We start from the raw sequence: 22,396 nt of genomic DNA, 5'->3' as shown, positions 1-22,396 counted from the left end.
TCTGTCGAGCACGCTGGACCTACCGACGGTAAATTTGGTCACGCTCTAACCATTGTTGCCTGGCCGGATCGTAGTATCTGCGTTCAATCCACTCGTATCTGAAATCCATGCCAATCAACACACGGTTGTCGTTCAACAGAACCTCAGTCATTGCCTCAACTGGGTAGCGTACCGATCTCGGTGCTTGTCCAGGGAGTTGCTCGATAACTTGTTCAACGACCTCCGGCGGGGTAATCACATGGTCTAGGTCACTGTTAGCTCGAAAAGCGGCTGCATTCGACGGCCGGCGAAATTGGGTATCGCCAAAGCCAAGGACAACGATCAGCAAATCCGAAGATGGGTCAATCACCGCGATCGCAGGCGACTTAAAATGGAGCTGTTTGGCTCCATGATCTTTCGTTCTCCATCGAATCGTCCCGAGATCTCCCATTAGCACAGATTTTGCCAAACTCGAATGCCCAAAATATGGGTTATCGGTAGCCGATGGGTCCACTGGGGCAGAACGGCCATCGCGGTTGACGTAGACGACATCGTAAAAATTGCTCATAGTTGGGCCGGGTTCGGTGAGGGCTCTAAAAAATCTCGCCAATTCAGAACTTTATCTAACAAAAGCTGATACTGCTCCGCGCCGCCGGCATAACTGTCGTATGGCGGCTTGCGCGAAGTGAGCGCGCCAGCAGAACCTTTACGGATGGGAATCGGAGCCTTAACTGTGTACTCTTGAAGGACGCAACAGTTACTTCCTGGTTCTTTGAATTCTTCAAGCAAGGCAAGCTTCTTTCTAGCTTCAGCCAGGCTCGTAAACCGCTCGGGGGGTCGCCCATCCGCCCGGCCGAGTCGCCCAATCACACCGTTCCAGTTTGCCGGCGCGCTGTAGGCACTGTTGTAGTGGCGAACGATCTCGAGGCCGAGAATGCCGGGAAGCGCGGGCATATCGTCCTCGCGCTGGTACTTGTTGCCGGTGACGACATTGATGGGATTCCCGACGCCGAGGTTCGTACCGCTGCTTGCGCCCAGGCTCGCCACTGAATTGACCGAACAGCTATTGGCCTCGCCGCCTGGGGAAGGACTGCAACTTTGGGCGCTGGCCGGGTCGATGAGCAGCACCGAGCCAAGGATGACGATGAATGCGAGTGACCGCCGCAAAGCGGCTGCCGGACAGGATTGATAACCCGACATACGCTCTGCGCTTCCGCTCATAGCGTTCCTCCCACGATCCATTGCTTCGGTTTCTTGGAAGAATGTTGCTATTGAGCGGCTCGGGTATTGATCCAGGACAGACCGAACGGTGCTGTAGCGTTGTGGAAGAAGACTGTGCGCGGACTGGACTAGCGTGATGGAATCTTAAGCCCGCTCGATCATATGCACCCTGGGTGCAGAGGTGCGCCATGGCCCGGATGAATGGAAGGCCCCGGGCGGCGCCTTCTATGCGCGTCAAATTCAAGTCCAGCTGCGATTTGAACGCTACCGCAGGCTGGCCGTGCTACCTGGACCTGAGCGGATCAGTTCAGTTCCAGACCATCTTCTGGCGAACCCGGGATAGGCTGACATGACGGGCAACTGGCTGGGAAAGTACCCATTTTAGCTGCCCCAGTTCGCCGAACTGGCAAGGCGGTGATGGACCGACGCTTACGTTGAGGCTGCGACAAATGGGCATGCGGGCTCACACCGAGACTTCTCGACGAAACTCGGGAGGAGGAGTGAGGATAGTTCGGTAACACACATCAACCGGACGGGACAGGTGAGTCAGGACTAACTTCTAGTCGTTCACACACGCTGTCCGCCCTTGGGCAAATCAGGCGCCTTCGACGCCCGCGTTATGCGCCTGCTGGTCCGCGTGGTACGACGAACGCACCATCGCGCCCACGGCGGCGTGCACGAAGCCCATCTCGTAGGCTTTCTCTTCGAACATCTTGAACGTATCCGGGTGCACGTAGCGGCGCACCGGCAGGTGCGAGTTCGACGGCGCCAGGTACTGGCCGATGGTCAGCATGTCGATGTCGTGCTCGCGCATGTCGCGCATGACCTCGAGGATTTCCTCGTCGGTCTCGCCCAGGCCCACCATCAGGCCCGACTTGGTCACGGCCGACGGGTACATTTTCTTGAAGTCGCGCAGCAGTTCCAGCGAGTGCTTGTAGTCGGCGCCCGGGCGCGCTTCCTTGTACAGGCGCGGCACGGTTTCCAGGTTGTGGTTCATCACGTCCGGTAGGCCGTCGGCGAAGATCTTCAGCGCTTTTTCCAGGCGGCCGCGGAAGTCCGGCACCAGCACTTCGATCTTGGTGTGCGGCGACAGCTCGCGGGTCTTGGTGATGCAGTTGACGAAGTGGCCGGCGCCGCCGTCGCGCAGGTCGTCGCGGTCGACCGAGGTGATCACCACGTAGGACAGGCGCAGCGCGGCGATGGTCTTGGCCAGGTTGCCGGGCTCGTTCTCGTCCAGCGGGTCCGGACGGCCGTGGCCGACGTCGCAGAACGGGCAGCGGCGGGTGCACTTGTCGCCCATGATCATGAAGGTCGCGGTGCCCTTGCCGAAGCATTCGCCGATGTTCGGGCAGCTGGCTTCCTCGCAAACCGTCACCAGGTTGTTGGCGCGCAGGATGTCCTTGATCTCGTAGAAGCGCGACGAACGGGTGGCTGCCTTCACGCGGATCCAGTCCGGCTTCTTCAGGCGCTCGGTCTCTTCGACCGGGACGATCTTGATCGGGATGCGCGCGGTCTTGCTGGCGCCCTTCTGCTTTTCGCTCGGGTTGTAGGCTGCGGGGGTAGCGATGCCGGTATCGGTGGAGGAAGTCATGGGGTCAGGCCCGCACGGGGCTGTCGATCGGTTGTTCGGATTGTTGTTCTGGCCGCGGATCGGCAGCCAGGTGGCGCACCAGCGCCTGGGCCAGCGCCTTCTGGACGTCGGCCAGCGGCGCTTCCACGCCCATCGTGTGCATGTCGACCGTGGCCAGGCCCGAATAACCGCACGGGTTGATCCACGAGAACGGGGACAGGTCCATCGCGACGTTCAGCGACACGCCATGGTAGGTGCAGCCGTTGCCGCGCACCTTGAGGCCGAGCGCGGCGATCTTGGCGCCCTTGCGCGCGCCGCTCGCGATGTAGATGCCGGGTGCGCCGGCAATGCGTTCACCGTCGAGATTATACGCCGCCAGCACGTCGATCACCGCCTGCTCAATGCGCTGCACGAACTGGCGCGCGTACAGCTTGCCGGCCGGCTTCTGGCGGCGCAGGTCCATCAGCAGGTAGATCACCACCTGGCCCGGGCCGTGGTAGGTGACTTCGCCGCCGCGGTCGGTCTGCACCACCGGAATGTCGTGCGGCGACAGCACGTGCGCGCGGTCGGCGCCCAGGCCCAGCGTGTAGACCGGCGGGTGCTCGACGATCCACAGCTCGTCCGCGTCGCCCGGCTGGCGGGCGTCGGTGAACGCGCGCATAGCGGCAAACGTCGGCTCGTAGTCGGCGCGGCCCAGCTCGCGGATCACCGGGCTGGCGGGGCGGGTTGCTGGCATGGGAATGTCGGTGGGGAAATGAAATAGCCCCGTCATTATAAGCCAGCCCCGCAATCCCCGCCTTGAAGCAGGCCGGTTTTACAGCACCATCTTGACCATCGGGTGCTTCGACAGGGCCCGATAGATGTCGTCCAGCTGCTCGCGGCTGGTGGCGCGCACGATCACGGTCAGGCCGGTGTAATTGCCCTTGGCCGAGGGGCGCGCGGTCATCTTGCCTTCGTGGAAAGTCGGGTCCAGCTCGACAATCACCTTGCCGATGGTGGGGGCGAATTCGTCGTGCGCGTGCCCCATCACCTTGATCGGGAAGTCGCTCGGGTATTCGATGAGGGATTCTTTCGGGTCCATGCTGGTTCCTGTCTAAAAGTTCATTTTAGCTAATGTGGGGACGAAAACCAGCCACGCAAGCGCGCTCGCCGCGGCCGCCCTTCGGGCATAATTGCCCCTTCCTATACCCGGAGGCAATATGGATCAGGATAATCGCCACACGCTCGGCAAGGTCGCGCAGGTCACGCTGCTGTTCTGGATCGCCAAGATCGCCGCCACCACGCTGGGCGAAACGGCGGGCGACGCGGTCACCATGTCGATGAAGCTGGGCTACCTGGTCGGCACCGTGATCTTTGCCGCGCTGTTCCTGGCGGCGGTGGCGGCGCAGATTGCGGCGCGGCGCTTTCGTCCCGCCCTGTTCTGGCTGGTGATCATCGCCACCACCACGGTCGGCACCACGCTGGCCGATTTCTGCGACCGCTCGCTCGGCATCGGCTACGCCGGCGGCTCGACCATCCTGGTGCTGCTGCTGGCCGGCTCGCTGGCATGGTGGCGGCTGGCGCTGGGCTCGGTGTCGATCGAACGCATCGACACGCGCAAGGCCGAAATTTTCTACTGGATGACGATCCTGTTCTCGCAGACGCTGGGCACGGCGCTGGGCGACTGGTTCTCCGATCCCGAAACGGGACTCGGCCTGGGCTACCAGGGCGGCGCGCTGGCGTTCGGCGCGGCGCTGGCCGTGGTCGGCGGGCTGTACTTCTGGACCAGGGTGTCGCGCACGGCGCTGTTCTGGGCCGCCTTCATCCTCACCCGCCCGCTCGGCGCCACCGTCGGCGACTTCCTCGACAAGCCGATCACCAGCGGCGGCCTGGCGCTCAGCCGCTACTCGGCCTCGGCCTGGCTGGCGGCGGCGATCGTCGCCTACATCCTGCTCATTCCCCAGCGCGCCGAGCGGCTGGCGCCGGCGGACTGAGCGGCAATCTTTGCTTACAATCCTTACACCTTTCGTGGTCGGCCCGGACGGAAGAGCGCACGTTATTGGCTCAAGCGACGCAAATCGTGCATCGCCCCACATCCAGGAGATAGAACCATGAAAACCACCGTCATGCTCGTCGCAGGCCTCTTGTCCGTCATCGGCGCCAGCGCTTACGCACAAAATAACCCGGTCGGCCAGGTGAGGGCGGACAACGCGGCGATCCGGCACGACACGCGCGACATCAAGGCGGACCGTCGCGATATTCGCCAGGACAACGCGGCGATTGCATTGGAAAAGCGCGATGCCGCCCACGACCGGACCGCGGTCAAGATGGAAAAGCGCGACGCGCGCATCGACCAGCGGCGTGAAGACGCGCTGGTGGCGCGGGGCGACCTGAAGGATGCGCGCAAGCTCGATCACGCGCGCCGGCACGAAATGAAGGAAGCGAAAATCGCCGCGCGCGACGCCCGCCACGACCGCAAGGAAATCGCGGCCGAACGGAGCGACCGTGCACACGACAGGGCCGCCCTGGCCGGCGAACGGGCCGAACGCAAGGCCGAAGTCGCCAAGCGCAACCAGGACGCTGCGCAAATCCACTGAAGCGTTGGCAAGTCCCGTGAGGCAAACTCACGGGGAATCAATACACCGCGCCCCCTGCCTGGGTCGATACCAGGTCGCCCTTCACCGCCGAGACTGAATAGTTGACGGTGGAGCCGTAGCCGGCCCAGTTGTTCAGGTCAAAGCTGCCCGTCCCCGAGAGCCGCTGGACACCGAGATTCAGGTAGGTCAGCGGCGTCTTGGGCGCACACACCTGTGGCAGGCCTACCGTCTGCAGGAAATACGCGGACCCGGCGCCGACCCGCGTCGCCTGGCCGTTCTCGACCAGCAGCGCGGTCTCGACATCGATGCCGACGCCGCGCGCCATGCTGGTCCAGCCGTCGTTCACCACGCGCGCCAGGAAGGTCACCAGCCGTCCCATGCGGTCGCGGGCGTCGAGGTGCGAATCCGTGAGCGCCCGGCTCAGCGGCGGAAGCGCCAGGAAATCGCGGTCCAGCGTGATGTTCTTGTTGAAGGGATCGGCCAGGGCGTCGGCGGAGGTCACCGACTGGTTCAGGCCGGAATAGATGAACTGCCCGAGCACAGCGAGGCCGGCGCTGGTGCCGCCGAGTGGAATGTTGCGGTTGGCTAGGTCTTGCAAGGCGGCCGACAGCGGCGTGTCCTTCCAGAACCGGATGTAGTCGCTCTGGTCGCCGCCGGCAATGAACAGCGCTTCCGCGCCACGCACCCGTTGCAGCACGAAGGGATCGCTGGCCGCCTCGCGGCTCGGCACGATGATGGTCTCGACCGAGCGCACCCCGCCCATCGCGTAGATGTAGGGATTGTAGGCATCGGTGCCGGTGGCGCGGATGACCACGAAGTTGCCGCCGCCGCCCTTCTTGATCATCCACTTGAAGGCGTCGTCGACGTCCGGGCCGCCGCCCATCAGCACCAGCGCGGGCAAAGGCGGACGCGCCAGCACGACGTCGGTCGTGTCGCCGACAGCAAAATACTTGTAGGGCTTTTCCGCATGGGCCGGCGGCGCGAAGCAAAGGCCGAGGGCAAGCATGCCGGTCCAGCAAGCGCTGGCAAAGAGCCGGCGCACGCGCGTGAATGATGTCATGGGATTTCCTTCCGTCGTGTGATGGCCGGGCTCGGCAGAATTGTTGAGCCCGCTATTGAAGATACAACACACGCGGCGCTGCATCGCGGCGCACGCACAACACTATTGATCACGACGGTCCTGTTCGCGCGATTGCCCAAAAAAAAGGCCGGCGACGAAGCCGGCCTAAACTATTCCATCATGGAGTAGCGGGACAATCGAAACCCGGAGAGAGAACGCAAGGAGGTAGGGGGCATTGCGCCGCCGTACCGCTGCTGCGTTGCGCATCGCTGCGCTTTCGATGTTGCCACTGTATCCAAGCGCCTTCCCGGCTGCCATCGGCTTGAGACGAATTGCACTTTTGGCCGCCTGGAATGCGTATTGACGCGACAGACTACCTCTGGTCCTGCCTCTTTTGATCCTCGTGCGGCTCGCTGCGAGGGGCCGGCGCGGGACGCTCGGCCTGCATCACCGGCCGCGGCGCCGGCATCGGCTGGAAGTGCTGGACCACCGGCGGCGGCGCCTGCATCGGCTGCTGGCGCGGAATCACCGGCGGCGGGGCCGGGATCGGCTGCACCGGCTGCGACAGCTGCACCGGCTGCGGGGCCGGCGCCGGCATCTGCACCTGCTCGCGGCGGCGTTCGAAGCGTTCGCCCGGCGTCGCGGCGCCCATCTGGCGGCGCTCTTCCTCGAAACGCTGGCGGCGCTCGTCGTCGAAACGCTGGCGGCGCTCCTGCCATTGCTGCGGCGCCGGCTGGACCGGGGCCGCGGCCGGCGCCGGCTGCGGTACGGCCACCGGCGGCGCGCCCAGCACCGCCTGCGGGCGCTGCTCGTCGCGACGGTCGCGCCACTGCTGCGGGGACGGCTGGGCCGGCGCGGCCTGCTGCGGAGCGCTCATCACCGGCGCCTGCGGGCGGCCTTCCTCGGCACGGCGGTCATGCCATTGCTGCGGGACCGGCTGCGCGGGTGCGGCCTGTTGCGGCATCGGACGACGGCCCTCCTCGCCGCGGAACTGCGGCTGCGGGGCCGGCACACCCTGCTGCGGCGCGCGCGGCAGCGACGGCGCGGTCAGCACCTGGGTCGGCTGCTGCCCGTTCTGCCAGCGATGCTCGAAGCCGCCGCGCTCGTCGCGCCGCCCGTCGCGGTCGCGCACAAAGGCCGGGGCCGCGGGCGGCGCGGCGTTCTGCAGCTGGCGCGTGATCCCCGGCGGCAGGCCGGTCGAATGCGGCACGTTGGCGACCTGTACCCGGCCGCGCTGGCTGAACTGGTCCTGCGGCACCACGGTCAGGCCGCGCCGTTCCTCGTCGCGGCGGCGCGGATCGGGCCGCACGTCGACATTCAGGCGGCGCAGGCGCTCGTCCGACATACGGAACGAGGGCACGAAACGGTCATGCGGCGTCAGCGGATACCAGCCGCGCCCCGGCATCGGCCGGTTGTGGCGGTCGAAGCGCCAGCTGTCGCCGCCGACCCAGCCCACCAGCGCCGGCGACCACACCGGATGGCGCTCGCGGTGTCCCGGCACCCAGCACCAGCGCTCGCGCACGAACAGCCAGCGGCCGTAGTGGAAGGGCGCGTAGCCCCACGGGGCGTTGTCGACCCAGGTCCAGCCCCAGGGATCGATCCAGACCCAGCTGCCGTCGCTGTACGGCGTCCAGCCGGCCGCCACCGTCGGGAACCACAGCGCACCGTATTCCGGATCGGTCTGCCAGTTGCCGTAGCGGTCGAGGTCGGTGTAGCCGGTCATGTCCGGACTCACGTAGCGGGTGGCGATGGCGGCGTCGTCGATGCGGTCGCGCGCCAGCGACCAGTCGTCGAATTCGTCGCGGCCGGCGGCAAAGGTGCGCACGTCGTCGTCGCGCAGGTCGGCGCGCTTGCCGGTGCGCAGGACCAGGCTGGCGCCGCCGCCTTCGACCCGGGCCATGCCCTCGATCACGGTGACGCTGCTGGTGTCGGCCATGCGTTCGGCGTCGACCCGGATCCGGCCCGGCTCCTGCAGCGTGACGCGGCCTTCCGGCGTGCTCAGCTCGAAGCCGGCCAGCATGCCCGGATCGATGATGCGGATGTTGGCGCTGCCGTAGTGCAGGCGCAGGCGCAGGCTGCCTTCGTCCAGCTGCAGCACTTCCAGCGAGCTGTCGCCGTCGAGCCGGATGAAGGCGCCGCCGGCCTGCAGCTCGGTGCGCGCGCCGCGCGCGGTGGTGACCAGCGAGCCGGCGGTCACCGGCCAGTTGAGCTGGGCGGGCATCGACTCGCCCCCTTCCATGCTGATGCCGACCGGCCCCTGGGCCAGCGCGACCCGCCCGGCCAGCGACGGGATATCGTCCGCCAGCGCGGACACGGAGGCGCCGGCAAACGCCAGTGCCAAGAGGGTTTTCAGCAATCGGGTGCGCATCGCATCGGCTCCAGGAAGGAATGCGGGACGAAGCCCCGCACGGTGATTACAGCGCAAGCGTCCTTACAGCGAAACGTGAGTTACAGAAAGTTGCAAAGGATCGCCTACCGTTACGCGGGCCTGCTCAGGCATGGTGGCCGCGCTTGACGAAGAACAGCAGGGCGCCCACCACCATCAGCACGCCGCCGAAGAAACGGTTCTGCAGCTTGACCGCGTGCGGATCGCGGAAGAAGCGCTGCATCGACGAGGCCAGGAAGGCGTAGCCATGCATCACGATGGTATCGATGGTCATCATGGTCAGGCCCAAAATCACCAGCTGCGGCAGCAGGGCCGCGTCCTTGTCGATGAAGCCGGGCAGCACGGCGACCATGAAGATGATGCCCTTGGGATTGGTGGCGTTGGTCAGGAAGCCGGTCAGCACGCGCTTGCCGAACGAGGGATGGGCCGCCATGCCTTCGGTCGACACGGCGCTGGCGTGGGCCTGCGAGCGCCACTGCGACAGGCCGAGCCAGATCAGGTACAGCGCGCCGATGGTCTTGACCACCGCGAACGCCAGTTCGGATGCCAGCAGCAGCGAGCCGACCCCGGCGCCGGCGATGGCGAACACCAGCAGCAGCCCCAGCTGCAGGCCGAGCACGGTGCCGCTGGCCTTCCTCACGCCGTACGCCAGACCGTGCGACATCGATAGCACTGCGCCGGAGCCTGGAGAGATGGCGATCAGCGTACCGGCAATGACAAAAGCGATCCAGGTGGTGAAACTCATGGGGTAAGGCGGGGGGAAAACAAGGCGGGGTGGAACAAGGCGTGGCGCGCAGCCGCCGGCGGGCGCCGGGCTGCGGCCATGCCAGCGAAGAGAGAATTACTTCTTCTTCGGATTGACGGCGGCCTTCAGGGTCGCGCCGGCAGCAAACTTCGGGGTCTTCGACGCTGCGATCTTGATCACTTCGCCGGTCGACGGGTTGCGGCCTTTACGGGCAGCGCGCTTGCTGACCGAGAAAGTGCCGAAGCCGGTGATACCGACGGTCTCGCCCTTTTTCAGGCGCTCGGTGATGATCTCGATGACGGTGTTCACTGCGGTATTGGCAGCGGCGCCGGACATCTCAGTACGTTTCGCAAATTCTGCGATCAGTTCGCCTTTTTTCATAAGTCCCTCCAGGGTTAAAAGAGCCCGAAGATTAGCATAAATATTTCTGCATGTAATCTTTTAAGCAGCATCGACCTGGAAGGAAGCCCCGCTGTGACAGGTTCGCGACGTTTTCGCGGGGCCGCGGTCGTGCTTACGCGAGGGCTGCCGGGACCACCGGATTGTGCAGGCCGCTGCGCAGCGCGGCGTTGATCAGGGTCTGGTAGCCGGTGCCGCAGCGCTCGGACAGGGCGCGGAATTCCTTGAGCACCTCGTCGTCCAGATAGATGGTGATACGGGTCTTGCGCTTCGGCGGGCGCACGCGGCGCGGTTGGATGGCGGCGGTGATCTGCTGGATCTGCTGGTCTGCGTTCATGTCATCTCCTTCGTAGACAATGCTGCACCTCGGCAGCGTTGGAGCTTGAACAATACATACCAGCGTCCGCCAAGGGCAGCGCCGCGCGACGAGATGCATAAAACGCCGCCTGAAATGCAGAAAAACGTGGGCGGACGCGGCCGGCGCACGGCCCGGCTCGTTTAAGATGATGCAATTACTATAACGGAGAACCGCATGGCCACTGGCAGCCTGCTGGCATTGATCGACGATATCGCAAGCGTCCTCGACGACGTGGCACTGATGAGCAAGCTGGCGGCCAAGAAGACCGCCGGCGTGCTTGGCGACGACCTCGCCCTCAACGCCCAGCAGGTCGCCGGCGTGCGCGCCGAGCGCGAGCTGCCGGTGGTGTGGGCGGTGGCCGTCGGCTCGCTACGCAACAAGGCGATCCTGGTGCCGGCCGCGCTGGCGATCTCGGCCTTCATCCCCTGGGCCGTGACCCCGCTGCTGATGGTGGGCGGCGCCTTCCTGTGCTACGAAGGCGTCGAGAAGCTGGCCCACAAATTCCTGCACGGCGCGGACGAGGACGCCGCCCACGAGGCCGCGCTGGCGGCCGCGCTGGCCGCGGGCGAGCAGGACCTGTTCGCGCTGGAACGCGACAAGATCAAGGGCGCGGTGCGCACCGACTTCATCCTGTCGGCCGAAATCATCGTGATCGCGCTCGGCACCGTGGCCCACGCGCCTTTCATGCAGCAGGTGGCGGTGCTGGCCGCGGTGGCGGTGCTGATGACGGTCGGGGTGTACGGCGTGGTGGCGGGCATCGTCAAGCTGGACGACGCCGGCCTCTACCTGAGCCGGCGCGCCGGCGCCGCCACCCAGGCCCTGGGACGGCTGCTGCTGGCCGCGGCCCCGCGCCTGATGAAGGCGCTGTCGGTGCTCGGCACGGTCGCCATGTTCATGGTCGGCGGCGGCATCCTCGGGCATGCGCTGGCGCCGCTGCACCACCTGGCCGAGGCGGCCGCGGCGGCGCTGGCGGACATCCCCGGCGCCGGCCGGCTGCTGGCCGCGGCCGCCCCGACCGTCATCGACGCGCTGGCCGGCGTCGCCACCGGCGCCCTGGTGCTGGCGGCCGTCAGTCTGGTGCGGCGCTGGCTGCCGGGGCGCTGAGCTGTTGTAAATCCTCACAATTCTTCACATCGGCAATGTTTATGCATTGACACGCCCTGCCGTGCGACCCAGTATCGATAACGTGCCCGCGAATACGGAAAACGCATAAGGGCACACATCAACCAAGGGAAAAACGCATGCAGAAAAATACCAAGATGCAGAAACAAGCGATGGCGCTCGCCATTGCCGCGCTGTTCGCAGCCGACGGCGCATGGGCCCAGGAAACCTCCACCACCACCACGGCCGAACCGGCTGTCGTGGTCGTCACCGGCACCCGCGTTGCCAACCGCAGCGTGCTCGACACCACCGCCCCGGTGGATGTCATCTCGGCCGATACGCTGAAGAATGCCGGCTCCACCGAACTGAACCAAGCCCTGTCGGTCGCCCTGCCCTCGCTGAACTTTCCGCGCCCGGCACTGACCGACGGCACCGACACGATCCGCCCCGCCACCCTGCGCGGCATGGCCCCGGACCAGACCCTGGTGCTGATCAACTCCAAGCGCCGCCACGCCTCCTCGCTGGTGAACCTGAACGGCTCGATCGGGCGCGGCTCGGCGGCGGTGGACATGAACACCATCCCGACCGCGATCGTGAAGAGCGTCGAGGTGCTGCGCGACGGCGCCGCGGCCCAGTATGGCTCGGACGCGATCTCCGGCGTGGTCAACATCCGCCTGCGCACCGACCGCACGGGCGGCGAAGGCACCGTCACCTACGGCGGCTACCTGACCCGCTACGACCTGAAGAACGACGCCGCGCCGGCCGGCGGCACCTGGACCGCGCCCAACTCGCGCAAGCGCACCGACGGCCAGACCGCCACCGTCAGCGCCTGGAAAGGCCTGCCATGGGGCGACAGCGGCTACATCACCATCGCCGCCGAGTACAAGGACCAGGCCCACACCGAGCGCAGCGGCTACGACATGCGCCAGCAGTACCCGAAGGTCAACGGCGCCTTCGATCCGCGCGAGCTGACCGTGAACCGCTTCGACGCCTGGTACGGCGACCCGGAGATCAAGCAGTCGACCTTCTTCGCCAACGCCGGCAACAACCTCGAGGGCGGGGTCAAGATCTACGGCTGGGCCAGCTACCAGGACCGCAACTCGCGCTCGGCCGGCTTCTTCCGCCCCGCCCAGGACAGCCGCAACGTGCCTTCGATCTACCCGAACGGCTTCCTGCCGATCATCGCGCCGAATGTGCAGGACTACAGCGCGCTGGGCGGGGTGAGTTGGTCGGCGGGCCAGTGGGACATGGACGCTTCGCTCGGCTATGGCCGCAACACCATGTCCTTCGAGATCCAGAACACGCTGAACGCCTCGATCGGCCCGACCAGCAAGACCGTGTTCGACGCCGGCGGTTTCTCGTATGACCAGACGGTGCTCAACCTGACCGGGGTGCGCAGCATCGACATGGCCAGCCTGGCCTCGCCGCTGAACGTGGCGGTGGGCGCCGAGGCGCGCCGCGAGACCTACAGCCTGTCGGCCGGAGAACCGGACTCCTACCGCTACGGCGGCGTGGTGCTCCCGAACGGCTCCCCGGCGGCGCCGGGCTCGCAGGTGTTCCCGGGCTTCCGTCCGGCCAACGCCGTGAACTCGGCCCGCACCGCGGTCGGCGCCTTCGTCGACCTCGAAGCCAACCTGACCAAGGAATTCCTCGGTTCGGTGGCGGTCCGCGGCGAGCACTACTCGGACTTCGGCAACAACCTGTCGGGCAAGCTGGCCGGCCGCTACGACTTCTCGAAGGCGTTCGCGCTGCGCGGCTCGGTGCAGAACGGTTTCCGCGCGCCGTCGCCGCAGCAGCAGAACTTCACCGCCACCTCGACCAACTTCATCAACGGCGTGCCGTTCGAGATCACCACCTTCCGGCCGACCGACCCGGTCGCGGTGGCGCTCGGCGCCAAGCCGCTGAAGGCCGAGAAGTCGGTGAACTTCTCCTTCGGCACGGTGTTCCGCATCGACAACGTCAGCCTGACGGTGGACGCCTACCGGGTCCGGGTCAAGGACCGCATCATCCTGTCGGAGAACCTGACCCAGGCCAATGTGCGCGACTACCTGACCAAGCAGGGCTTCATCGGCATCGGCGGCGGGCGCTTCTTCATCAACGGCGTGGACACCCGCACCCAGGGCGTGGACGCGGTGCTGAACGTGCCGTACAACGCCGGCGCCAGCGGCAAGTTCGACTTCACCCTGGCCGGTTCGGTGAACAAGACCGACGTGACCAAGGTGCCGACCTCGGTGCAGCTGGCCGCGCTGTCGCCGTCGCCCTCGCTGTTCGACCGGGTCAACGTGCTGACGCTGGAAAAAGGCCAGCCGAAGAACAAGCTGACCGCGAGCATGAACTGGTCGCTGGGTGCGGTCGGTGCGACGCTGCGTGCGACCCGTTACGGCGAAGTGCTGTCGCCGGGCACCACGGCGGCCTTCGACTGGACGATTGCGCCGAAGACGGTGGTCGACCTGGAAGCGCGCTACACCTGGAACAAGAAGCTGACCTTCGCGCTGGGGGCCGACAACCTGTTCAACGCGTATCCGGAGACCTTGCCGGTGTTCCTCAACACCACCAGCAACACGCCGTTCCCGAACTTCGGACCGTACGGCCACAACGGCCGCTACGTGTACGGCCGCGCGAACTACGCGTTCTGATGGAAAACGGCATACACGGTTTATTTAATTAGCCTTAAACCGTCGCCCCGGCGCAGGCCGGGGCCCATGCCGAGTGTGCGGGTCAGCGGCGCAAGCTGCTGGCCCGTTTTCTTTTGCACGTCGTCCCCGCGCGGGCGGGAACCCCATTTAGCTCGCAGCCAGTTTCAGCAAGCGTTCCCCACAAACCCGCACCGCATCCCGCAGCGCCTCCGGACTCCGAATCTCAACTCCAAACGGCAAGCTCGCCAACTGCCGTGCAAACCAGTCCAGGTCATCCGACTGGTTATGCAGCAGCACCCCGCCCTCGACCTGCTCGAACACGCCCACCGCCGCAAACAGATGCGCCCGCGCCGTCCGCAGGTCGGTCTTGAGCAGCACCTGCACCGCAAACGCCCGCGGCAGGCGCGCCACCGATTCGCCCAGATAGTGCAGCGCATCGAACTCCTGCGGCCGCGCGAACGACCGGTCCACCGCCGCCACCTGCACGATCCGGTCCAAGCGGAACGAACGCAGCGCCTCGCGCAGCCGGCACCAGCCGACCGCATACCAGCTGCCGCCGTAATACGCCAGCCCGTAGCAATCGAATTCGCGCGTCGTTTCCTCGCCGGCCGGCGTCCGGTAGCGCAGCCGGGCCCGCCGCCACGCCTGGGCACAGCCGCTCAGCACGCCCAGCACCTCGTGGTCCGCCGCCCCGCCCGGCCGCGACAGGTCCAGCTGCACCGTCTGCCCGATCGCGCGCACCCGGCGCGTGAGGGCATCCGGCATCATCCGCTCCAGCTTGGCCTGGGCGCTGGCCGCCGCCGGCGCGGCCTGCCCCAGCCCGAGCCCGCGCGCGGCCACCAGCCCGACCGACAGCGCCAGCGCCTCGTCGTTGGTGAACATCATCGGCGGCAGCTTGAATCCCGGCATCAGCGCATAGCCGCCAAACCTCCCGCGCTCGGCCGTGACCGGGATGCCCATGCCTTCCAGCGTCGCGATGTAGCGCCGCACCGTGCGCAGCTCGACCCCGAGGCGCGAGGCGAGCTCGGCCCCGCTGATGCGCGGCTGGGCCTGCAGCAGTTCGAGCACGGCGAGAAGTCGGGTAGTGGGCTGGTGCATGCGCGCAAGGATAGCGTCGATTCAGGACCAATTATGTCCTATTTCGGTTTTAGCCTTGTGCTGATGAAAACACTCTTCCTCTCCCTGGCCCTCCTCGGCAGCCTGGCCACTGCCGCTCCCGCCCCCGGTGACCAGTACACGGTGATCGAATTGCGACGCTACCAGGTCAAGCCCGAGCGACGCGCGGACTTCGTGACTTATTTCGACACCCTGTTCCCTGAAGCCTTCCAGCAGCTGGGCGCCCTCGCGCTCGGCCAGTTCACCGAGCCGGACGTGCCCGACCGCTACACCTGGCTGCGCGCCTTCCACGACCTGGACGCGCGCGCCATCGTCAACGGCAGCTTCTACTACGGCCCGGTGTGGAAGGAACACCGCCAGCAGCTCAACGACCTGATCATCGACAACGACGACGTGCTGCTGTTGCGTCCGCTCGATGCGGCGCACGCGGTGCCGGTGCTGGCGGCGGTCGACCCGGTGCGCGAAGCGGCCGGCACGCACGGCATCGTGGTGGCCCAGCTGTTCCCGGTGAAGCCCGGCAGCGTGGAGCGCTTCACGAAACTGGCCGCGCCCGCCTTCGACGCCTACCGCGCCGCCGGGGCGCGCGATGCCGGCGTGCTGGTCACGCTGGACGTGAAGAACAATTTCCCGCAGCTGCCGGTGCGCAGCGACGGTCCGTTTGTCGTGTGGCTCGGCATTCTTCCCGACCGCGAAGACGCCGACAACACGCTGCGCCCGATCGCGGCGCGCGCCGCCGCCAGCCTGGCCGAAGGCGACTTGCTGCGCGGCCAGCCGCAACTGCTGGTCCTGAAGCCAACGCCGCGCTCGCGCCTGCGCTGGCTCGACGGGAAGACGGCGCGATGAGCCACGGCGCCCAGCTCTGGCTGTACTTCGCGGTCGTGTTCGGCGTGGTCGTGCTGCCCGGCCTGGACATGGCCTTCGTGCTGGCCAGCGCGCTGGTCGGCGGACGGCGCGCCGGGCTGGCGGCGGTCGCCGGCATCATGGCCGGCGGGGTCTGCCACATGGCGATGGGCGCGCTGGGCGTGGCGATCGTGCTCAAGCTGTTCCCCGCGCTGTTCAACCTGCTGTTACTGGCCGGCGCGCTCTACGTCGGCTGGATCGGCTGGAGCCTCGCGCGCACCCGCGCCGGCGCACCGCTCGACCTGCGCACGGCGCGGCGCTCGACCCGCATGACCTTCGCGCAGGCCATGCTGACCAGCCTGATGAATCCGAAAGCCTATGTCTTCATGCTGGCCATCTTCCCGCAATTCATCCGTCCCGACCAGGGCCCGGTGCTGTTGCAGGCCGGCGCACTGGCCATCATCACCGCGCTGACCCAGGCCGGCGTGTATGGCGCCGTGGCCCTGTTGTCCGAACGCGCCGGCGTCTGGCTGAACGGCAATCCCGACAAAGCCGCCGTGGCCGCGCGCCTGGTCGGCGGCGTGCTGATGCTGTCGGCCGTCGCGGTCGGCGTGCAAGGCTGGCAGCTCGCGTAAATCGCGATTTTTTCGCCTGGCTTACACTAGCTGCGGCGGCACAGCATCGCGCCGGCGGCAAGGCCGAGCCCGAAGGCGCCGTAGACCAGCGCCAGCGCCTGCCGCGACAGGCGTTGTTCAAAGCCGGGCCTGAGCCGCTGCGGCGTCATCTCGTAATCGACGAAACACGCCACCCCGGCGGCCGCGGTGCCGATGGCCAGCGTGGTCGCGCTGTCGCGCCGGTCGAGCAGGTCGCCACAGGCCCGCTCGAACAGCACGGCCCAGAACGTGGCGCTGGCATGGTGGATGGTGTAGCCGGTCAGCGTGTAGCGCAGCGAAGGCGTATCGTGCGTCGCGGCCTGGTCGCCCCAGTACCAGTGGCTGATCGCATTGGTCGGGGCGAAATGGCTGTTGCACTCGCGCTTGCCCAGCAGCGCCAGCGCGGCCGTCGACAGGAGGCTGGAAGTGGCGCCGGATACCAGGCCGCGCTGCACGGCGGTTTTCCATGTTTCCATCGTCGTCCTCGTGCGATCGCCAGTGAAAGGGACATGCATGCGGGTACTGCTGACGGGCGCGAGCGGCTTCATCGGACAGCACTTGGTGCAGGCCCTGCTGGCGGAAGGCCACCGCGTCGTGTGCGCGGTCCGCACGCCGCCAGCCGGCACCGATCCCCGGGTCAGCCATATCCATGCGGACTTTGCCAAGGATACCGACAAATCCGTCTGGCTGGCGCGCCTGGACGGCATCGAGGCGGTGATCAACACGGTCGGGATCTTCCGCGAATCCGGCGCGCAGACCTTCGAACGCCTGCACAGCGAAACGCCGCGCGCCCTGTTCGCCGCCTGCGCCGAATCGGAGGACGTGCGCGTGGTGATCCAGTTTTCCGCCCTCGGCGCCGACCGCGACGCCAGCACCCGCTACCACCAGTCCAAATGCGAGGCCGACGAGTTCCTCGCCACGCTGCCGCTGCGCGCCTACATCGTGCAGCCCTCGCTGGTCTATGGCAGGGACGGCGCCAGCGCGCGCGCCTTCCGCATGCTGGCCAGCATGCCGTTCATCCTGCGCTTCGGCCGCGCGCCGCAGCTGGTGCAGCCGATCCACATCGACGACCTGGTCGCCGCCGTCACCGGCCTGCTGCGGCACCGGATGCCGCCCTCCGGCGCACCGCTGCAGCGGGTGCCGCTGGTGGGGCCGCAAGCCCTGCCCTTCACCGATTACCTGGCCGCCTTGCGTGCGGCAATGGGCATGGGCAAGCTGCGCGTGCTGCCGCTGCCGGACGGCCTCGCGCACCTGCTGGCGCGGCTCGGCGGCCTGCTGCCGGGCGCCCTGCTCGATGCCGACGCCCTGCGCATGCTCGACCGCGGCAACACCGCCGATCCGGCCCTGGCCACGATGCTGATCGGCCATCCGCCACGGCCGGTGAGCGCCTTCATCACCGATCCCGCCGCCGACCGCCTGCGCGCCCGGCTGGACTGGCTGCTGCCGCCGCTGCGCTGGTCGATTGCGGCGGTGTGGATCATCACCGCCATCGTCTCCTTCGGCCTGTATCCACATGCGGCGAGTTACGAGCTGCTGGCGCGCACCGGCATCCCGGAAGGGCTACGGCCGCTGATGCTGTACGGCGCCGCCGGCTGCGACCTGCTGCTCGGCCTTGGCATCCTGCTGCTGGCGCGCCGCCGCTGGCTGTGGCTGCTGCAACTGGCGCTGATCGGCTTTTACACGGTGGTGATCGCGCTGCGCCTGCCGGAATTCCTGCTGCACCCCTACGGTCCGCTCAGCAAGAACCTGCCGCTACTGGCCGCGATCTGGCTGCTGTACCAACTGGAAGAGGAATGAAATGGATTACCTGGTGGTGAAATGGCTGCACGTGCTGTCCTCGACCTTCCTGTTCGGGACCGGCATCGGCTCGGCCTGGTACATGCTGTTTGCCAGCATCAGCCGCGACGTTCGCGCGATCGCGGTGGTCAGCCGTTATGTGGTCGTGGCCGACTGGCTGTTCACCGCCACCACCATCATCGCCCAGCCGACCACCGGCTTCTACATGATCCACCTGGCCGGCTACCCGCTGAGTAGCCGCTGGATCGCCTGGTCGCTGGTGCTGTACGGGGTCGCGGCGGCCTGCTGGATTCCCGTCGTCTGGCTGCAGATGCGCCTGCGCGACCTGGCCTGCGAAGCCGCCGGCACCCATAACGAGCTGCCGCCGGTCTACTGGAAGCTGTTTCGCGCCTGGATCATCCTCGGCGTACCGGCCTTCTTTGCCTTCGTGGCGATTTTCTGGCTGATGGTGGTCAAGCCGACCTGAGCTACATCGCCGGCAGCGGCGGATTGCTGGTCGACTTCACCTCGCGCAGCACGAAGGAGGTGTAGATCTCCTTCACGTAGGGCAGGCTGTTGATGTTGGCCTCGGCGAACACGCCGTAGGCCGCCAGGTCTTCGGCCACCACGGTCAGCTGGTGGTCGTAGCGGCCCGATACCCGGTAGCACGACAGCACCTGGGGGATGCCCGCCACCGCCCGCTCGAAGGCCTGCACATGCTTGGCCCCCTTCAGATCCAGCGACACATGCACCAGCGCGGTCACCTGGTAGCCCAGCCGCCCCGGGTCGACCTTGGCCTGGTAGCCGGTGATCACGCCCTGCTCTTCCAGCCGCTTGACCCGCCGCCAGCACGGCGAGGTGGTCAGCGCCACGCGCTCGGCCAGCTCGGCGCTCGACAGCCGGGCGTCCTCCTGCAGCGCCTCCAGGATCTTGCGGTCGGTGCGATCCAATCTGACCTTTGGTGCGTTCATTGCGTCCTTCCGGATTTGGCGAAATGACTATTGCAGAGATACGTATTTTTCCGTTGAAAATGTAGCAAATTTTTGCTTCAGCTGGTCGATATAATCGATTGTGTTGCCAGAAACAAACAAGTGTTTTCCCTTTTCCCCCAGCAAAGGAGCAGTTGCAACATGTCGCACCCAACAATGAGAATAAAGCGTTCGGTCATCGCCGTTTCCGCGGCCCTGGCGCCGATGCTGGCCCTCCCCGGCCACGCCTTCGGCCAGGCCCAGGACCCCGACAGCAATGCCAGGATGGAGCGGGTGGTGGTCACCGGTTCGTCGATCGCCCGGATCGACGGCGAAACCGCGCTGCCGGTCCAGATCCTCAAGCGCGAGGAGATCGAACGCACCGGTGCGACATCGACCGAAGAACTGGTCAAGCAACTGAGTTCGCTGTCGAGCCAGGGTAGCTCGACCACCGTGGCCAACTCGGCCGGCTACGGCGGCGGCAGCATCGCCACGGTGTCGCTGCGCGGCCTGGGCGGCGCGCGCACGCTGGTGCTGGTCAATGGCCGCCGCGTGGCCGTGTATGGCGGCGGCTCGGCCGGTTCGGCCGGCTCCTCGGTGGATGTCAACAGCATCCCGCTGTCGGCCATCGAGCGGGTCGAGGTGCTCAAGGACGGCGCCTCGGCCGTGTACGGTTCGGATGCGATTGCCGGGGTGGTCAACTTCATCCTGCGCAAAGACTACCAGGGCGTGGAAGCAAGCGCTAACTACGGCCAGACCAGCGACCACCGCGCGCGCGACCGCAAGGCGACCATCTTCGCCGGGTTCGGCAACATGGCCGAACAGGGCTGGAACCTGACCGGCAGCATCAACCTGCAGAAGACCGATCCGCTGATGGGCATCGACCGCCCCTACGCGCGCCGCCTGAACGTGGCCGAGAACAACGACGTCACCTCGTCGATCGCCTTCCCCGCCAACGTCGTGCTGAACAACAAGGGCCTGCTGGGCAACCCGGCGCTGCCGAACTGCGCGCCGGTGTCGGTGCAGTCGCCGTTCTCGTCTTCCCGCTGCACCTTCGACAACAGCCTGTTCGTGTCGCTGCAGCCGAAATTCGAGAAGGCCAGCTTCATGGCCAACGGCCACCTGCGCCTGTCGGGCGAGGCCGAAGCCTACTTCGAGTCCGGCTTCACCAAGAACAAGATCACCTCCACCACCCAGCAGGTGCCGCTGGCCTACAACGCCGTCACCACCGCCACCAACCCCTATGTGCCGGCGTTCCAGGCCCTGATCGCCCAGTACCCGGGCATGACTGCCAAGTACGGCAGCAACATCGGCCGCGGCGGCTTCATCCTGATCCCGAGCAGCCCCTACTACCCGACCGCCTTCGCCGCCGCCAACGGCCTGACCGGCCTGCCCCTGCTGCTGAACTACCGCGACGTCGCCAACGGCCAGCGCAACACCCTCGACGTGTCGGAAAACGCACGCTTCGTGGCCGGCGTGCGCGGCAGCCTGGCGGGCTGGGACATGGACTCGGCCTTCCTCTACAGCCAGAGCAAGGTGCACGAGGAACTGCTGTCCGGCTACGCGCAGTATTCGAAAGTGCTGCCGATCCTGAACAGCGGCGTGATCAACCCCTTCGGCGACACCACCGACCAGACCGCGCTGAGCAAGGTCCGGGCCGCCGAATTCCGCGGCACCAGCTACTCGTCCAAGACCTCGACCACCTCGATCGACGCCAAAGGTTCGCGCGAGATCTTCAACCTGCCGGCCGGCGCGGTCGGCCTGGCCCTCGGCGCCGAGCTGCGCCGCGAAGAGTTCAACTACGATCCCTCGGTGGCGATCCAGACCGGCGACATCGCCGGCCTGGGCGGCAACGCCTTCCCGGTGACCGGCGCGCGCAACGTCGGCTCGGTGTACGCCGAGAGCAGCATCCCGATCCTGAAGCACCTCGACGCCGACGTGGCGGTGCGCTACGACAACTACCAGGGCGTGGGCCACACGGTCAATCCGAAAGCCTCGATCCGCTGGCAGCCGGTGCAGTCGCTGCTGCTGCGCTCGGCCGTCGGCCGCGGCTTCCGCGCGCCCTCGCTGACCGACCTGTACACGCCGCAGGCCACCGGCATCACCGGCAACGGCTCGCGCGACTACCTGCGCTGCCCGAACCTGGCCACCGGCGCCCCGCGCGACTGCAACTTCCAGTTCACCACCATCACCGGCGGCAACCCCAACCTGAAGCCGGAGAAGTCGACCTCGATCACGGCCGGCATCATGTGGGAGCCGGTGAAGAACGCCTCGATCAGCCTGGACGCCTTCCGCATCAACCTGAAGGATGCGATCGTCGTGGGCGGCCTGTCGGCCAACTACTTCCTCGCGAATGCCGCGCGCACCCAGCAGTACGCCCAGTTCATCAACCGCGGCGCGCCGGACGGCAATGCGGCCGGGGTCGGCCCGATCGACTCGATCGTCCAGACCAACGCCAACCTGTTCAAGACCCAGGTGGCCGGCGTCGACGTCGATGCGATGTACCGCCTGCGCCTGGACGACCGCAACCGCATGAGCTTCCGCCTGTCCGGCACCTACATGAACAAGTACGACGTGCAGGGTCCGGACGGCAGCTACACCAGCTCGCTCGACCAGGCCCTGAACGCGTCCGGCGGCGTGGTGCTGCGCTGGAAGCACAATGCCAGCATGACCTGGGAGCACGGCCCGTTCGCCCTGACCCTGCTGCAGAACTACCAGAAGGGCTATACCGACGTGCTGGCCAACCTCGCGCCCACCGGCTCGACCCCGCGCAAGGTCGACGCCTACCAGACCTTCGACATGCAGCTGGCCTACAGCGGCGTGAAAGACACCAGGCTGGCGTTCGGCGTGAAGAACCTGGCGAACCGCAATCCGCCGTACACCAACCTGACCTCGAACTTCCTGGGCGGTTACGACGTGAGCTACGGCGATCCGCGCGGCCGCTACATCTACGTCACCGCGACCTACGCGTACACGTAACAATTTCGCTTGCGTCGGCCCGGCATGCGCGAG

At 66.6% G+C, this 22,396-nt stretch carries 22 protein-coding genes; 9 read left to right on the top strand and 13 right to left on the bottom strand.

The window, feature by feature from the left end; translation table 11 throughout:
* Window positions 1–19: 19 nt before the first annotated feature.
* The 5 genes from NX778_RS17285 to NX778_RS17265 form a co-directional block, all read right to left on the bottom strand.
* Complete coding sequence (locus NX778_RS17285) at window positions 20–547, bottom strand: hypothetical protein (RefSeq protein WP_258813023.1); 528 nt, start codon at window positions 545–547, stop codon at window positions 20–22.
* Window positions 544–1,200 carry a DUF6531 domain-containing protein gene (locus NX778_RS17280; RefSeq protein ID WP_258813022.1) on the bottom strand — a complete coding sequence of 219 codons (657 nt, stop codon included), beginning with the start codon at window positions 1,198–1,200 and terminating at the stop codon, window positions 544–546. Before NX778_RS17280 ends, NX778_RS17285 begins: the two co-directional genes overlap by 4 nt.
* Window positions 1,201–1,795: 595 nt before the next feature.
* A complete protein-coding gene (gene lipA, locus NX778_RS17275) occupies window positions 1,796–2,791 on the bottom strand; it encodes a lipoyl synthase (protein ID WP_258813021.1) in 996 nt (331 codons plus the stop codon).
* 4 nt (window positions 2,792–2,795) lie between these two features.
* Complete coding sequence (lipB, locus tag NX778_RS17270; protein ID WP_258813020.1) at window positions 2,796–3,506, bottom strand: lipoyl(octanoyl) transferase LipB; 711 nt, start codon at window positions 3,504–3,506, stop codon at window positions 2,796–2,798.
* 78 nt (window positions 3,507–3,584) lie between these two features.
* The gene (locus NX778_RS17265) at window positions 3,585–3,851 is read right to left on the bottom strand and encodes a DUF493 family protein (RefSeq protein ID WP_258813019.1); all 267 of its coding nucleotides are present in this window, start codon (window positions 3,849–3,851) and stop codon (window positions 3,585–3,587) included.
* Window positions 3,852–3,969: 118 nt separating this feature from the next.
* On the opposite strand from NX778_RS17265, the gene NX778_RS17260 reads away from it, so the two are divergent.
* Together NX778_RS17260 and NX778_RS17255 are read left to right on the top strand one after the other, a co-directional pair.
* Window positions 3,970–4,743 (top strand): COG4705 family protein, encoded by a 774-nt coding sequence (locus tag NX778_RS17260; RefSeq protein WP_258813018.1) that lies wholly within the window; start codon window positions 3,970–3,972, stop codon window positions 4,741–4,743.
* A gap of 117 nt (window positions 4,744–4,860) precedes the next feature.
* Window positions 4,861–5,346, top strand: a complete 486-nt coding sequence (locus tag NX778_RS17255; RefSeq protein ID WP_258813017.1) for a hypothetical protein — start codon at window positions 4,861–4,863, stop codon at window positions 5,344–5,346.
* A gap of 37 nt (window positions 5,347–5,383) precedes the next feature.
* Here NX778_RS17255 and NX778_RS17250 read toward each other — a convergent pair whose 3' ends face one another.
* From NX778_RS17250 to NX778_RS17230, 5 genes are all read right to left on the bottom strand, one after another.
* The gene (locus NX778_RS17250; RefSeq protein ID WP_258813016.1) at window positions 5,384–6,406 is read right to left on the bottom strand and encodes a cyanophycinase; all 1,023 of its coding nucleotides are present in this window, start codon (window positions 6,404–6,406) and stop codon (window positions 5,384–5,386) included.
* Between the two features lie 373 nt (window positions 6,407–6,779).
* A complete protein-coding gene (locus tag NX778_RS17245; RefSeq protein ID WP_258813015.1) occupies window positions 6,780–8,774 on the bottom strand; it encodes a DUF6600 domain-containing protein in 1,995 nt (664 codons plus the stop codon).
* 124 nt (window positions 8,775–8,898) lie between these two features.
* Window positions 8,899–9,537: a LysE family transporter gene (locus tag NX778_RS17240; RefSeq protein ID WP_258813014.1), complete on the bottom strand. Its 639-nt coding sequence runs from the start codon at window positions 9,535–9,537 to the stop codon at window positions 8,899–8,901.
* A 96-nt stretch (window positions 9,538–9,633) separates the two neighbouring features.
* The gene (locus NX778_RS17235; RefSeq protein WP_258813013.1) at window positions 9,634–9,918 is read right to left on the bottom strand and encodes an HU family DNA-binding protein; all 285 of its coding nucleotides are present in this window, start codon (window positions 9,916–9,918) and stop codon (window positions 9,634–9,636) included.
* Between the two features lie 133 nt (window positions 9,919–10,051).
* The gene (locus NX778_RS17230) at window positions 10,052–10,273 is read right to left on the bottom strand and encodes a BrnA antitoxin family protein (RefSeq protein WP_258813012.1); all 222 of its coding nucleotides are present in this window, start codon (window positions 10,271–10,273) and stop codon (window positions 10,052–10,054) included.
* A gap of 195 nt (window positions 10,274–10,468) precedes the next feature.
* Here NX778_RS17230 and NX778_RS17225 point away from each other — a divergent pair, with 195 nt between their 5' ends.
* The gene (locus tag NX778_RS17225; protein ID WP_258813011.1) at window positions 10,469–11,398 is read left to right on the top strand and encodes a DUF808 domain-containing protein; all 930 of its coding nucleotides are present in this window, start codon (window positions 10,469–10,471) and stop codon (window positions 11,396–11,398) included.
* A 137-nt stretch (window positions 11,399–11,535) separates the two neighbouring features.
* A complete protein-coding gene (locus NX778_RS17220) occupies window positions 11,536–14,031 on the top strand; it encodes a TonB-dependent receptor plug domain-containing protein (RefSeq protein WP_258813010.1) in 2,496 nt (831 codons plus the stop codon).
* Between the two features lie 147 nt (window positions 14,032–14,178).
* Here NX778_RS17220 and NX778_RS17215 read toward each other — a convergent pair whose 3' ends face one another.
* On the bottom strand, window positions 14,179–15,129 hold the full coding sequence (locus NX778_RS17215; protein WP_258813009.1) for a helix-turn-helix transcriptional regulator: 951 nt from the start codon (window positions 15,127–15,129) through the stop codon (window positions 14,179–14,181).
* Between the two features lie 63 nt (window positions 15,130–15,192).
* Here NX778_RS17215 and NX778_RS17210 point away from each other — a divergent pair, with 63 nt between their 5' ends.
* Together NX778_RS17210 and NX778_RS17205 are read left to right on the top strand one after the other, a co-directional pair.
* Window positions 15,193–15,990, top strand: coding sequence for an NIPSNAP family protein (locus NX778_RS17210; protein ID WP_258813008.1), 798 nt, complete (start codon window positions 15,193–15,195; stop codon window positions 15,988–15,990).
* Window positions 15,987–16,622: a LysE family translocator gene (locus NX778_RS17205; protein ID WP_258813007.1), complete on the top strand. Its 636-nt coding sequence runs from the start codon at window positions 15,987–15,989 to the stop codon at window positions 16,620–16,622. Before NX778_RS17210 ends, NX778_RS17205 begins: the two co-directional genes overlap by 4 nt.
* A gap of 26 nt (window positions 16,623–16,648) precedes the next feature.
* On the opposite strand, the gene NX778_RS17200 is transcribed toward NX778_RS17205, so the two are convergent.
* The gene (locus tag NX778_RS17200) at window positions 16,649–17,116 is read right to left on the bottom strand and encodes a hypothetical protein (protein ID WP_258813006.1); all 468 of its coding nucleotides are present in this window, start codon (window positions 17,114–17,116) and stop codon (window positions 16,649–16,651) included.
* Window positions 17,117–17,153: 37 nt separating this feature from the next.
* Between NX778_RS17200 and NX778_RS17195 the strand changes: the two genes are divergently transcribed.
* Both NX778_RS17195 and NX778_RS17190 read left to right on the top strand, forming a co-directional pair.
* Window positions 17,154–18,437 (top strand): SDR family oxidoreductase, encoded by a 1,284-nt coding sequence (locus tag NX778_RS17195; RefSeq protein ID WP_258813005.1) that lies wholly within the window; start codon window positions 17,154–17,156, stop codon window positions 18,435–18,437.
* 1 nt (window position 18,438) lies between these two features.
* On the top strand, window positions 18,439–18,903 hold the full coding sequence (locus NX778_RS17190; RefSeq protein WP_258813004.1) for a DUF2269 family protein: 465 nt from the start codon (window positions 18,439–18,441) through the stop codon (window positions 18,901–18,903).
* A 1-nt stretch (window position 18,904) separates the two neighbouring features.
* On the opposite strand, the gene NX778_RS17185 is transcribed toward NX778_RS17190, so the two are convergent.
* On the bottom strand, window positions 18,905–19,387 hold the full coding sequence (locus NX778_RS17185) for an Lrp/AsnC family transcriptional regulator (RefSeq protein WP_258813003.1): 483 nt from the start codon (window positions 19,385–19,387) through the stop codon (window positions 18,905–18,907).
* Window positions 19,388–19,561: 174 nt separating this feature from the next.
* On the opposite strand from NX778_RS17185, the gene NX778_RS17180 reads away from it, so the two are divergent.
* The gene (locus NX778_RS17180; RefSeq protein WP_258813002.1) at window positions 19,562–22,363 is read left to right on the top strand and encodes a TonB-dependent receptor; all 2,802 of its coding nucleotides are present in this window, start codon (window positions 19,562–19,564) and stop codon (window positions 22,361–22,363) included.
* Window positions 22,364–22,396: the final 33 nt, after the last annotated feature.

This window comes from Massilia terrae, from assembly GCF_024753145.1.
Lineage (GTDB): Bacteria > Pseudomonadota > Gammaproteobacteria > Burkholderiales > Burkholderiaceae_D > Telluria > Telluria terrae.
The sequence above is the reverse complement of the archived record's forward strand: the minus strand, read 5'-3'. Positions and strand labels throughout refer to the sequence as shown.